The organism is Streptomyces sp. NBC_00859, assembly GCF_045161865.1.
GTDB lineage: Bacteria > Actinomycetota > Actinomycetes > Streptomycetales > Streptomycetaceae > Streptomyces.
Genome location: NZ_CP108826.1, coordinates 1,132,763 through 1,144,738, shown reverse-complemented (window position 1 = coordinate 1,144,738; position 11,976 = coordinate 1,132,763). Strand labels below are relative to the sequence as shown.

Annotated in this window: 11 protein-coding genes; 8 read left to right on the top strand and 3 right to left on the bottom strand. The window is 72.9% G+C overall.

What is annotated here, in order from left to right; genetic code table 11:
• The first annotated feature begins 36 nt into the window (after window positions 1-36).
• Entirely contained in the window at window positions 37-939 is a 903-nt protein-coding gene (gene cynR, locus OG584_RS04815; RefSeq protein ID WP_405775315.1) for a transcriptional regulator CynR, read from the top strand.
• Between the two features lie 111 nt (window positions 940-1,050).
• Here the strand turns inward: cynR and OG584_RS04810 are convergent, their stop codons facing one another.
• On the bottom strand, window positions 1,051-1,695 hold the full coding sequence (locus OG584_RS04810; RefSeq protein ID WP_405775313.1) for a response regulator: 645 nt from the start codon (window positions 1,693-1,695) through the stop codon (window positions 1,051-1,053).
• Between the two features lie 14 nt (window positions 1,696-1,709).
• The gene (locus tag OG584_RS04805) at window positions 1,710-2,909 is read right to left on the bottom strand and encodes a sensor histidine kinase (protein ID WP_405783889.1); all 1,200 of its coding nucleotides are present in this window, start codon (window positions 2,907-2,909) and stop codon (window positions 1,710-1,712) included.
• A 363-nt stretch (window positions 2,910-3,272) separates the two neighbouring features.
• On the opposite strand from OG584_RS04805, the gene OG584_RS04800 reads away from it, so the two are divergent.
• The 4 genes from OG584_RS04800 to OG584_RS04785 all read left to right on the top strand — a co-directional run bounded on the left by OG584_RS04800 (window position 3,273) and on the right by OG584_RS04785 (window position 7,326).
• Window positions 3,273-3,836, top strand: coding sequence for a heme-binding protein (locus OG584_RS04800; protein WP_405775311.1), 564 nt, complete (start codon window positions 3,273-3,275; stop codon window positions 3,834-3,836).
• 46 nt (window positions 3,837-3,882) lie between these two features.
• Window positions 3,883-4,479, top strand: coding sequence for an ankyrin repeat domain-containing protein (locus OG584_RS04795; RefSeq protein WP_405775309.1), 597 nt, complete (start codon window positions 3,883-3,885; stop codon window positions 4,477-4,479).
• A 180-nt stretch (window positions 4,480-4,659) separates the two neighbouring features.
• Window positions 4,660-6,456 carry a gamma-glutamyltransferase family protein gene (locus tag OG584_RS04790; protein ID WP_405775307.1) on the top strand — a complete coding sequence of 599 codons (1,797 nt, stop codon included), beginning with the start codon at window positions 4,660-4,662 and terminating at the stop codon, window positions 6,454-6,456.
• 42 nt (window positions 6,457-6,498) lie between these two features.
• On the top strand, window positions 6,499-7,326 hold the full coding sequence (locus OG584_RS04785) for an inositol monophosphatase family protein (protein ID WP_405775305.1): 828 nt from the start codon (window positions 6,499-6,501) through the stop codon (window positions 7,324-7,326).
• 46 nt (window positions 7,327-7,372) lie between these two features.
• Here the strand turns inward: OG584_RS04785 and OG584_RS04780 are convergent, their stop codons facing one another.
• Window positions 7,373-8,176: a nucleotidyltransferase domain-containing protein gene (locus tag OG584_RS04780; protein ID WP_405775303.1), complete on the bottom strand. Its 804-nt coding sequence runs from the start codon at window positions 8,174-8,176 to the stop codon at window positions 7,373-7,375.
• Between the two features lie 86 nt (window positions 8,177-8,262).
• Here OG584_RS04780 and OG584_RS04775 point away from each other — a divergent pair, with 86 nt between their 5' ends.
• The 3 genes from OG584_RS04775 to OG584_RS04765 all read left to right on the top strand — a co-directional run bounded on the left by OG584_RS04775 (window position 8,263) and on the right by OG584_RS04765 (window position 11,935).
• On the top strand, window positions 8,263-9,678 hold the full coding sequence (locus OG584_RS04775; protein WP_405775301.1) for a phytoene desaturase family protein: 1,416 nt from the start codon (window positions 8,263-8,265) through the stop codon (window positions 9,676-9,678).
• Window positions 9,679-9,896: 218 nt separating this feature from the next.
• A complete protein-coding gene (locus tag OG584_RS04770) occupies window positions 9,897-11,366 on the top strand; it encodes an AlkA N-terminal domain-containing protein (protein WP_405775299.1) in 1,470 nt (489 codons plus the stop codon).
• A 62-nt stretch (window positions 11,367-11,428) separates the two neighbouring features.
• On the top strand, window positions 11,429-11,935 hold the full coding sequence (locus OG584_RS04765) for a methylated-DNA--[protein]-cysteine S-methyltransferase (protein ID WP_405775278.1): 507 nt from the start codon (window positions 11,429-11,431) through the stop codon (window positions 11,933-11,935).
• Window positions 11,936-11,976: the final 41 nt, after the last annotated feature.

Sequence of the window (11,976 nt, the reverse complement as noted above, 5' to 3'; positions counted from 1 at the left end):
TAGATACCATCCATGAGTGGATCTATGGTGGTGCGTATGGCCCCGGAAATCCGTCATCTGCGCTATCTGATAGCCGTCGCCGAGCATGCCGGTTTCACCCGGGCGGCCGAAGACCTGCACATCTCGCAGCCCACGCTCTCCCAGCAGATCAAACAGCTGGAGCGCGCTGTCGGTGTGCAGCTGCTGGACCGGACTGGCCGCACGGTCCGGCTCACCGACGCCGGTGAGACCTATGTGCACCACGCCCGCCAGGCCCTGCGTGATCTGGCGGCCGGGGAGCGCGCCGTCCTGGACGTCGCCGACCTCTCCCGCGGCCACCTCCGTCTCGCCCTCACCCCGACCTTCACCGCCTACCTCATCGGCCCGCTCACCGCCGAGCTGCACTCGCGCCACCCCGGAATCACCCTGGACGTCAAGGAGATGACCCAGGACCGCATCGAGGCCGGGCTGCTGGCCGACGAACTCGACCTCGGAATCGCCTTCCACGACCCCCACCCGCCCGGTATCACCGCGAGCCCGCTGTTCACCGAGACACTCAGCCTCGTCACCGGCACCCGGCCCGCGACGGGGAAGCCGGCGGCGGTCCCGGTGAGTGACCTCCATGGCACCCGACTCGCCCTGCTCAGCGGCGACTTCGCGACACGCAGCCATATCGACGCCTACTTCGCCGCTCACCGGGTGCAGCCGCGCATCGTGGTGGAGGCCAACTCCATCCAGGCCCTCACCGAGATCGTCCAGCGCACCGAGCTGGCCGCAGTGCTGCCCGACGCCGTCACCCACGAGCACCCCCGGCTCCATCCCGTCCCCCTCCAGCCGGCTCTGCCCGCGCGTACCGTCATGCTGCTCCACCGCGAGAACGCCTACCGGAGCGCAGCCGCCCGTGCTTTCAGCGACCTGGCCCGGCATGTGGTCCGCACGCGTGGCTATCGCGCCGCCTGACTGTCCGGGCGTACGCGTACCGGATGCTGCGCGGGAGCCGGCGGATGCGTACTGGCCTGCGGAGGGCCGCTGCGGCGCGCCGTGACTTCCTCGATCCGCCCCGCAGGTCGCTCAGGGGGCGAGGCGCTGCTCCTTCGCCACGACCACGGCGCCCGCGCGCGTCTCGACGCCCAGTTTGCTGTAGATACGGCCCAAGTGGGTCTTCACGGTCGCCTCGCTGATGAACAGGGCGCGGGCGATGTCCCGGTTGCCGAGACCCTGCGCGAGCTGGCCGAGAATGTCCAGCTCGCGCTCGGTGAGTGCCGGCCGCGGGCTGCGCATGCGGGCCATCACCCGGCTGGCGACCGGTGGCGAGAGCGCGGTGCGGCCCTGGGCGGCCGCATGGATGGCGGCGAAGAGCTCCTCGGGACGCTCGGCCTTCAGCAGGTAGCCGGTCGCCCCGGCCTCGATGGCGCGGGTGATGTCCGCGTCCGTGTCGTAGGTGGTCAGCACCAGTACGTGGGAGCCCCGCGGGCTGCCGGGGGCGGACGTGATCCGTCGGGTGGCCTCGACGCCGTCGAGCCCCGCGCCCAGCTGGAGGTCCATGAGGACGACATCGGGAACCAGCTTCGCGGCGAGCGCGACGGCTTCCTCCCCTGTGCCCGCCTCACCGACCACGACGATGCCGGGGGTGCTGCCGAGCAGGGCGAGGAGGCCTGCGCGTACGACGGCGTGGTCGTCGCAGACGACGATCCGGACCGGGGGATGTGTGCTCACGGGCTCTCCTGCGCTCACGGGATCTCCTGTGGTGACGGGCTCTCCGGTGGCGGTGGCGGGGAAGACGACGTGGCCAGCGGGATCGCCACGGACAGGACAGTGCCATGGCCCGGCGCCGACTCGACGGTGAGGGCGCCCCCGAGCTGCCCGGCGCGTGCGCGGATCGCGGGCAGGCCGTGACCGCGCAGGGTGGACGGTGCGGGCGGCCCGTCCGGGTCGAAGCCGCGGCCGTCGTCCGCGATGTCGAGGAGTACCTGGTCGTCCAGGCTGGTCAGGGTCAGTGCGGCGGTGGAGGCACCGGAGTGTTCGCGGGCGTTGGCCAGGCCGCCCTGCGCGATCCGCAGCAGTGCAGACCGCACCCGGTCGGGCAGCAGCTCCGCCGAGCCCTCGGCATGGAACCGGACAGTCATTCCCGCGCCCGACTCCCTCTCTGCCAGGGCCCGCAGCGCCTCCTGCAGGCCCCCGTCGGCCCCCTCGGCGTCCGCGAGATCGGCGGGGGACAGGTCCTGGACGAATCGGCGGGTCTCGGCCAGACCGCGCTCGGTCACCGACTCGGCGGTGCGGACGTGGGTGCGCGCGAGCGGGCGGTCGGTGTCCCAGAGCCGGTCCGCCGCCTGCAGCAGCATCTGCTGACTGGACAGCGACTGTGCGAGGGTGTCGTGGATCTCCATGGACAGCCGCTGGCGCTCCGCGAGCATGCCTTCGCGGCGCTCGGTGGCGGCGAGTTCGCGGCGGGTGCGGATCAGGTCGTCGATCAGGGCACGCTGTCTGGCCGTCTGCCGCTCCATGTGGAGGAAGACAGCGGCGGCGAGCGCGGCGACGGCGGGCGGGGCCAGCAGCAGGTCCGGATCGAAGCGCCCGGCCAGCTGGAGCTGCGCGGCGACGACCAGAGCCGTCAGCAGACCGACGAGGACGAGCGCCGCACGGAGCGGGAGCGTGCGCAGGCCGGTGTAGAACAGCGGCACCGCGCACCAAGCGAAGCTGGGTGCGAGGAGGACGAGCACGACCCAGGCGGCGACCACCAGGAACAGCCACGCCGGTCGGCCGGGGCGGCGGGAGGCGGCGCCGCGGGCGCCGAGCGGCGGACCGCATACGTACAGCAGGGCCAGGACGGCGGACAGGGCGACGATCCATGGGATGCGCGCCTCGCCGGGATGGCGGATCAGGAAGCGCGAGAGGGCGCCCCCGAGCAGCAGGAAGAACGCCGCATGCATGACGGCGGCGAGCCACCTGGCGTCCGGGTCGGCGTCGGCGCGCTCTGCCACAGCAGGGTCCCCCTCGTCTCGAGTCGTCGGTCCGGCTTCGTCCGTCGCCGGTCCGTGTACTGCCCCGAAGGGCAAACACCCCCATTGTGGTCGATCGCGGCGAGCGTGGTGTCAGCCGATCGGATGACCCGGCCGTCAGCCGTTCCGGGCGCCGGTCGCAGCCGGTACGCCGACGGATCCCGAAGCGAACCAGGCCCAGGATGGATTCCGGAGCGGGACGGCGGAACGGGGAGCCCCCGGACGCCCCACCCGACCGAACGGAACCGCGGTGAACCGCGGCCCGAACCACCCCACCACCCTCAGGAGCCGGCAGTGAAGCACATCAAGAACACCCAGCGCGTTCGCCTCGTGGCCGGGGGCGCCCTGCTCGCCGCGGCGGCCGTCGGCACCGTCGGGGTGGTCTCCGCCGGCGCGTCGTCCCCGGCCCCGGCGGTCCGGGCGGCTGCGGCGCCCGGCCTGCACAAGGGCGACACCGTCGAATCCACCCACCTGGACACCGCTGCCGCGGTCAAGGCCGCGCAGGCCGCGCTGCACGCCGCCGAGAAGGGCAACCAGCACGTGTCCGTGGCGGTCGTCGACCGTGACGGCAACACACTTGTCACCCTGCGCGGAGACGGTGCGGGCCCGCAGTCCTACGCGTCGGCCGAGAAGAAGGCGTATACCGCGGTCTCCTGGAACGCCCCCACGTCCGAACTGGTCGAGCGACTGGACCAGACGCCGAACCTTAGGGACGTTCCCGGCACCCTGTTCCTCGCCGGCGGCGCACCGCTTACCGCCAAGGGTGCCCCCGTGGCGGCCATCGGCGTCGCCGGGGCCCCGTCCGGAGACCTGGACGAGACATTCGCGAAGGCCGGCGTCGCAGCCCTCAACGGGTAGGCGACGATACCGGGGTGCGGGCAGGGAACGGAGAAGGAGAGACCGGATGAACAAGCATGACCAGGCATTGCTGGACGCCGCCGACCGCGGGGACGCGACGGCGGTGCGGGCAGCCCTGGCGGCGGGTGCGGACACAGAGGTCCGTGACGCACACGGCCGTACCCCCCTTCTTCTCTGCTCGCTCGGTGACCGGGTCGAGGCGGCCCGCGTCCTGGTCACCGCGGGCGCGGACCCCAACGCTCAGGACGAGCGCGACGAGAGCCCCTGGCTGGCCACCGGTGTCACTGGCAGTGTGGCGATGATGCGTGTGCTGCTGGCGGCGGGTCCCGACCTCGAACTGCGCAACCGCTTCGGCGGGATCGCCCTGATCCCCGCGTCCGAGCGCGGTCACGTGGACTACGTACGGGCTCTCCTGCGGGAGACCGACATCGATGTGGACCACGTCAACCGCCTTGGCTGGACTGCCTTGTTGGAGGCGGTGATCCTCGGTGACGGAGGACGGGCACACCAGGAGATCGCCGAGCTGCTGATCACTGCGGGCGCCACGGTGGACCTGCCGGACAGAGATGGGGTGACGGCCCTGGAGCACGCCGAGAGGCGCGGGTTCACCAGGATCGCGGACCTGTTGAAGTCCGCGGGCTGAGACGGGCCGTCACCGCGCGGTCCATACCCGCCCGGCCGGTGTGGGACGCAGGGCGATGGATAGCCTGCTGGGGGAGCGGACGGGCGAGGGCTCCGGCCGGTACTCCCCGGGCGGCCCCGGTTCCGTCCTGAGCACCGACCTGCCTGGCCACAGCGCCCGAACACCGAGGTGATAAGCCGTATGTTCACCACTCGACCGACTCTCCAGGGCACCTTCGGCATGGTGTCGTCCACCCACTGGCTCGCCTCACAGTCCGCGATGGCTGTGCTGGAGGACGGCGGGAACGCCTACGACGCCGCTGTCGCCGCCGGGTTCGTGCTGCATGTCGTCGAGCCGCACCTCAACGGCCCGGCCGGAGAGGTCCCCGCCCTCATAGCCCCGGCCGGCGGCGAGGTGCGGGTGCTCTGCGGGCAGGGCGTCGCCCCCGCTGGTGCGAGCGCCGCGCACTACCGCTCGCTCGGCCTCGGCCTCGTCCCCGGCACGGGACCGCTGGCCGCCGCGGTGCCCGGAGCCTTCGATGCCTGGATGCTGCTGCTCCGCGATCACGGCACCAAGTCCCTCGCCGATGTGCTGAAGTACGCCATCGGTTACGCGCAGGACGGTCACGCGCCCGTCGAGCGGGTCGGTCTGACGGTCGAGTCCGTGCGCGAAGTCTTCGAGACCGAGTGGCGGTCGTCCGCCGACGTGTACCTTCCCGGCGGCAGGTCCCCCGCCCCCGGGGAACTGTTCCGCAACCCCGCGCTCGCCGCGACCTGGCGCCGGCTGATCGCCGAGGCCACCACCGGTTCGCAGGACCGGGCCGCCCAGATCGACGCCGCACGCGCGGTCTGGCGCGAGGGGTTCATCGCCGAGGCGCTCGTACGCCAGTCGCAGCGACCCACCAGGGACACCAGCGGCGCCCGCCACACCGGCACGCTCACCATGGCAGACCTCGGCGGCTGGTCGGCGTCCTACGAGGCCCCCGCGACCTACGACTGGAACGGCTGGACCCTCTGCAAGGCGGGCGGCTGGAGCCAGGGCCCGGCCCTCCTCCAGCAGCTCGCCCTCCTCCCGCCGGAGCTGCCCCGGTACGGATCCGCCGACTACGTGCACCTGCTCGTCGAGGGCTGCAAACTGGCGATGGCCGACCGGGAGGCCTGGTACGGCGACGCCGCCCCCGTGCCGCTGGACACGCTCCTGTCGGGCCCGTACAACGCGGAGCGCCGCGCACTGATCACCGGCCGGGCCTCGCACGATCTGCGCCCCGGCAGCCCCGGCGGCCGCGAGCCGCGGCTCAGCAGGCAGGCCACCGCCGTGGCCGCGGGCGAGCCCGGATCCGAGGCACCGGGCGCCCCCGGCGCCGGTGAGCCGACCGTCGCCAAGGACGGTGCCACCCGCGGCGACACCTGCCACCTCGACGTCGTCGACCGCTGGGGCAACATGATCTCCGCGACCCCGAGCGGCGGCTGGCTCCAGTCCAACCCGGTCGTGCCGGAACTCGGCTTCCCGCTCGGTACCCGGCTCCAGATGGCATGGCTGGACGAGGGACTGCCGAACTCGCTCACCCCCGGCTGCCGTCCGCGCACCACCCTCACCCCCTCGCTCGCCCTGCGGGACGGGGTCCCGGTCCTCGCCTTCGGCACGCCGGGCGGTGACCAGCAGGACCAGTGGCAGCTGCACTTCTTCCTGGCGGTCGCGCTGACCGCCCCGGTCCGGGGCGGCCTGGACCTGCAGGGCGCCATCGACGCCCCGAACTGGCACAGCGACTCGTTCCCCAGCTCCTTCCACCCGCGCGGAATGCGGCCGGGCAGCGTCACCGTCGAGTCGCGGACGGGAGAGGAGATCATCGGGGAGCTGCGCCGCCGCGGGCATGACGTCACCGTCGGCGACGCCTGGTCGGAGGGGAGGCTGTGCGCGGTCGCCCGCGACCCGGAGACCGGGGTGCTGAGCGCCGCGGCGAACCCGCGCGGCATGCAGGGTTACGCCGTCGGCCGCTGAACCGGCACGGCGCGGTCATCCGGGTGTGCTGAGATGGGGGGCATGACCGAACAGCTTCTGACCAGGGACTTGAACGAGGTCGACACGGCGGTCCGCGAGGCGGCCGCCGCCGAGATCCTGCCGCGCTTCCGGCAGCTCGCCGTGCACGAGATCGCGGAGAAGAGCGGACCGCACGACCTGGTGACGGTGGCCGACCGCGGCGCCGAGGAACACCTCACAGCGGCTCTCACCGCCCTGCTGCCGGGCTCGGTGGTGGTCGGTGAGGAGGCGGTCGCGGCAGACCCGTCCTCGTACGCGGCGATACGGGGCGACGCTCCCGTCTGGATCGTCGACCCGGTCGACGGCACCCGCCAGTTCGTGCGCGGCGAACCGGGGTTCTGCACCTTGGTGGCGCTCGCCCACCGCGGCGAAGTCCTCGCCTCCTGGACCTATGCGGCGGTACTCGACGAGATGGCGGTGGCCGTACGGGGCGGTGGGGCGCGGCTCAACGGGGAACTGCTCCAGGCCGGTTCGCCCGCGCCCGGCGCGGAACTCCGGGTGGCCACATCGCACCCCGACTTCACCACGCCCGAGCAGAAGAGCTCGCTGCTCGCCCTCCGTACCGAGGGAGTCAGCACCAGGCCGTGCGGCTCGGCGGGCCTGGAGTACCTCGCCGTCGCCAGGGGCGCCCTCGACGCCGTGGCGTTCAACTGGGAGCTGGCCTGGGACCACGCGGCCGGTCTGCTGCTGGTGGAGGAGGCGGGCGGCTCCCATCTGACACTCACGGGCGAGCCGTTCCGCGTGACGGGCGGCAACGCGCTGCCGTTCACGGCAGCCCGCGACGCGGCCACAGCGCGCCGGGTGCACGAACTGCTGGCGGCGGACGCCTGAGCAGCGGGCTCGCTCCCGTGTCACTCACGACGTCCAGCCCCGGCGCTCAGCCCGCCGGGCCCAGTACCGCCCGCACCTCCGCCACCAGGGCGGCTGCGGTCTCCACCGCCGCCGCATCCAGCGCGCCGAGCGCCGACGACACCCGCTCCATGAAGCCGGCGGGGGTGTCCGGCAGTGCCGCGGCCGCCGCCAGCGCACCCTTCTCGTTGAGACACCAGGTGCGGTGGTGGGCGTGCAGGGACTGGGCCAGGATGCCGAAAGCACGGGACAGACAGAGCGATACGTACAGGGCGTCCCCGCCGCCCGCGGCCTTGCGGGCGGCGGCCACCGAGAAGTCCGCCTCCCAGGCGGCCTCCGCCAGTGCGGTGCGGAGCGGTTCCGGGTAGCGGCGCGTCTTCTCGCGCAGCGCCGTCAACTCCCCGGAGGGATCGGCGAGTACGCGGCAGAGCGCGACCTCGCCGGGGTAGGCGGGGGACCAGAATCCGAGCGGATGGCCCGGCTGGACGCCCACCTCGTATCGGCCCTCGCGGCACTGCGACCAGACCCGCTCCACCCGGTCCAGGTCACGCAGGATCCAGTCCACCGCGACGCCGCCGACCGTGAGCCAGGCACCGCCGTCGACCCACGGCCCCCAGCCGCCGGGGCCCGTCACCTCGACGGGCCGGTCCGCCACCGCTGCCGCCAGCGCTGCGAGCGCCGCCGTGTCGGGGCTGCCTCGGTAGTAGAGGCCGAGATCCCAGTCGGATCCGGGGCGTTCGGTGCCGCGTGCGCGGCTCCCGCCGAGGGCCACCGCTCTGATGCCGGGAACGGTGCTGAGCCGGTCCGCCATGGTCTCGATCGTCGGTCTCATCGGCTGGGACGCTACCCGCGGAGGCGCTGTCGGCGCGCGGGAATATCCTTGGGGCCTCATGCCATCGGCTACGAAGGAGTCCGAAGGTGCCGTCGATGCTCGATGCTGTCGTCGTGGGAGCGGGACCCAACGGGCTGACCGCTGCCGTGGAGCTGGCCCGCCGTGGATTCGCCGTCGAGGTCTTCGAGGCCCGGGACACCGTCGGAGGGGGCGCGCGGACCGAGGAGCTCACGCTTCCCGGATTCCGGCACGACCCCTGCTCCGCCGTCCACCCGCTGGGTGTCGGGTCACCCGTCTTCAAGACCATGCCGCTCGACCGGTACGGCCTGGAGTGGCTGCACCCCGAACTGCCCATGGCGCACCCCTTCGACGACGGTACGGCCGCCGTGCTGTCCCGCTCCGTCGCCGAGACCGCCGCCTCGTTCGGACCGCGCGACGCCGGCGCGTACCGGCGTCTGGTCACCCCGTTCCTCGGCCGATGGGACACGCTGGCAAGGGACTTCATGTCGCTGCCGCTCACCGCGCTGCCACGCGATCCGGTGACCCTCGCGCGCTTCGGACTGACGGGCCTGCCGCCCTCCACCTGGCTGATGAAGCGCTTCCGCGACGACCGGGCGCGGGCGCTGTTCGCCGGTCTCGTGGCGCATGTCATCGCGCCGCTCGAAGGCATTGCCACCGGCGCGGTCGGCCTGATGTTCGCGCTGGCCGCGCACGAGGGCGGCTGGCCGCTGCCGCGTGGCGGCTCGCAGTCCATCTCCGACGCGCTGACCGGGTATCTGCTGGATCTGGGCGGAGTGGTGCACACCGGCTTCGAGGTGAAGCGGCTCGATGACCTGCCGCCCGCCCGCGCGTACATCTTCGACACCTCACCGACGGCCGCCGCACGTATCGCCGGTCTCGGCCGGGCCTACGACGGATACCGCTACGGAGCGAGCGTCTTCAAGATCGACTACGCGCTCGACGGGCCGGTGCCCTGGACGGCGGACGCGCCCCGCATCGCCGGGACCGTGCAGGTCGGCCCCAGCAGCCGTGAGATCGGAACGGCGCTGCGCCAGGCCGTGGGCGGGCGGGCCCCCGCTACGCCCTTCCTGATCAGCGCCCAGCCGAGCGTGGTCGACCCGTCGAGGGCGCCCGAAGGAAAGCATGTCTTCTGGACGTACGGACATGTCCCGCACGGCTGGGACGGCGACCTCACCGAAGCCGTCGAGCGGCAGATCGAGCGCTTCGCCCCCGGATTCCGGGACCGCGTACTCGCCCGCGCCACCGCGGGCCCTGCCGAGCTCTTCGCACGGAACGCGAACTATGTGGGCGGTGACATCGCCTGCGGTGCGGCTTCGGGACTGCAGCTGCTCCTGCGGCCCAAGCTCTCCCTGTCGCCCTATACGACCTCGCATCCCGCGGTGTACCTCTGCTCGGCGGCGACGTCGCCGGGCCCCGGGGTCCACGGCATGTCGGGACACAATGCGGCCAAGGCCGTATGGCGGCGGTTGCGCCAGAGGTGAGGCGCCCGTCGCCCGGCCCGTGGCGCGTCGGCCGGGCCGCATCGGCTGCCACCGCCGCGCGCCGACTCGCCTGATCCGCAGGGGAGTTGGGTGCCGTCCCCGACGGCGACGGCAGGCCCGCCGTGCCGTGCGAGCGGTCCGTGCCCGCTCTGCCGCCCCCGGACCCACATGTCGGATTCTCGCCAGCCGTCGTGCCCGGGGTGGCCGATGCTTGAAACATGCACACCGAAACCGAGCGCTGCGTACGCGCCGTCCAGTCGAAGGACGCCCGCTTCGACGGCTGGTTCTTCACGGCCGTCCTGACCACCAGGATCTACTGCCGTCCCAGCTGCCCGGTCGTGCCGCCCAAGGTCGAGAACATGACCTTCTACCCGAGCGCGGCAGCCTGCCAGCAGGCCGGGTTCCGCGCCTGTAAGCGCTGCCGTCCCGACACCAGCCCCGGCTCCCCGCAGTGGAACGCCCGCGCCGACGTCGTGGCCCGTGCGATGAGGCTGATCCGGGACGGAATCGTCGACCGCGAAGGCGTGCCCGGACTCGCGGGGCGGCTCGGGTACTCCACCCGGCAGATCGAGCGCCAGCTCCGCGCCGAGCTCGGCGCCGGTCCGCTCGCGCTGGCCCGCGCCCAGCGCGCCCAGACGGCACGCATCCTCATCGAGACGACGGAGCTGCCGATGGCGGACGTGGCGTTCGCCGCCGGGTTCTCCTCCATCCGTACCTTCAACGACACGGTCCGCGAGGTCTTCGCCCTCGCACCGGGCGAACTGCGCACCCGGGTCACAGCCGGCGCGCGGCCGCACACTCCGGGCACGATCCCGCTCCGGCTGCCGTTCCGCGCGCCGCTCAACCCCGACAACCTCTTCGGCCACCTCGCGGCGACCGGGGTCCCCGGCGTGGAGGAGTGGCGGGACGGCGCCTACCGCAGGACGCTCTCCCTGCCGTACGGGCACGGCATCGCCGAACTCACCCCGCGGCCGGACCACATCGGCTGTCAGCTCTCGCTCACGGACCTGCGCGACCTCACCCACGCCATCAGCCGCTGCCGCTGGCTTCTCGACCTGGACGCCGATCCGGTGGCTGTCGACGGCGAGCTCCGCAACGACCCGCTGCTGGCACCGATGGTCGACAAGGCACCGGGCCGGCGGGTGCCCCGTACGGTCGACGTGGCGGAGTTCGCGGTACGGGCGGTGCTGGGCCAGCAGGTCTCGACGGCGGCGGCCCGCACCCATGCCGCACGGCTCGTCACTGCGCACGGGGTGCCCGTCGACGACCCGAAGGGCGGGCTGACCCATCTCTTCCCGTCGCCGCAGGCCCTGGCGGCCCTCGACCCGGAGTCCCTGGCGCTGCCACGCAGCAGGCGTACGACGCTGACCACCCTGGTGGGCGCGCTCGCAGAAGGGTCGCTCACGCTCGGCGTCGACAGCGACTGGGACGAGGCCCGCACCCGGCTCCTGGCCCTTCCCGGTTTCGGCCCGTGGACGGTGGAGGCCATCGCGATGCGGGCACTCGGCGACCCTGACGCGTTCCTCCCCACGGACCTCGGCATCCGGCGTGCGGCGGGGGAGCTCGGCCTGCCGTCGACCCCGGCGGCACTCACCGCGAGGGCCGCGGCCTGGCGACCCTGGCGGGCGTACGCCGTGCAGTACCTGTGGGCCACCGACTCCCATCCCATCAACCAGCTGCCCGTCTGACTTCTGTCCGCGCGACCCCCGCCCGGCTGGCTCCGGTCGTTCCGGGGGAGAGGAGCACACTCATGCCGGAGAAACGGCACACCGTCATCGACAGCCCGTACGGCGCGCTCACCCTCGTGGCGACCGACGGTCTGCTGAGCGGCCTGTACATGACCGACCAGCGTCACCGGCCACCGGACGCGGCCTTCGGTGAACCCGACCCCCGCCCCTTCAGGAGGGCGGAGGAGGAGCTGACCGCTTACTTCGACGGCGGGCTGACGGAGTTCACGGTGCCGCTGCACCTCGCGGGTACACCCTTTCAGCGCGGCGTCTGGCAGCAGCTGCGGCTGATCCCGTACGGCGAGACCCGCTCCTACGGCGACCTCGCAGCCAGGCTCGGCAAGCCGGGGGCCTCCCGGGCCGTCGGACTCGCGAACGGCAAGAACCCCGTCGGGATCATCGTCCCGTGCCACCGGGTCGTCGGCTCGACGGGTGGCCTCACCGGGTACGGCGGCGGACTCGACCGCAAGCAGCGGCTGCTGGCTTTCGAGTCCTGCGGGGCGAATCCATGCGATTACTCCCTTTTCTGACCGGTCCCCATGGGCAGCGGGCAGGTGGTGCGGATAGGGTC

Coding starts and splice junctions, on each gene's coding strand:
- OG584_RS04780 (WP_405775303.1), bottom strand. CDS start 8,176: ATGAGACCGACGATCGAGACCATGGCGGACCGGCTCAGCACCGTTCCC.
- OG584_RS04795 (WP_405775309.1), top strand. CDS start 3,883: ATGAACAAGCATGACCAGGCATTGCTGGACGCCGCCGACCGCGGGGAC.
- OG584_RS04765 (WP_405775278.1), top strand. CDS start 11,429: ATGCCGGAGAAACGGCACACCGTCATCGACAGCCCGTACGGCGCGCTC.
- cynR (WP_405775315.1), top strand. CDS start 37: ATGGCCCCGGAAATCCGTCATCTGCGCTATCTGATAGCCGTCGCCGAG.
- OG584_RS04770 (WP_405775299.1), top strand. CDS start 9,897: ATGCACACCGAAACCGAGCGCTGCGTACGCGCCGTCCAGTCGAAGGAC.
- OG584_RS04790 (WP_405775307.1), top strand. CDS start 4,660: ATGTTCACCACTCGACCGACTCTCCAGGGCACCTTCGGCATGGTGTCG.
- OG584_RS04785 (WP_405775305.1), top strand. CDS start 6,499: ATGACCGAACAGCTTCTGACCAGGGACTTGAACGAGGTCGACACGGCG.
- OG584_RS04805 (WP_405783889.1), bottom strand. CDS start 2,909: ATGCATGCGGCGTTCTTCCTGCTGCTCGGGGGCGCCCTCTCGCGCTTC.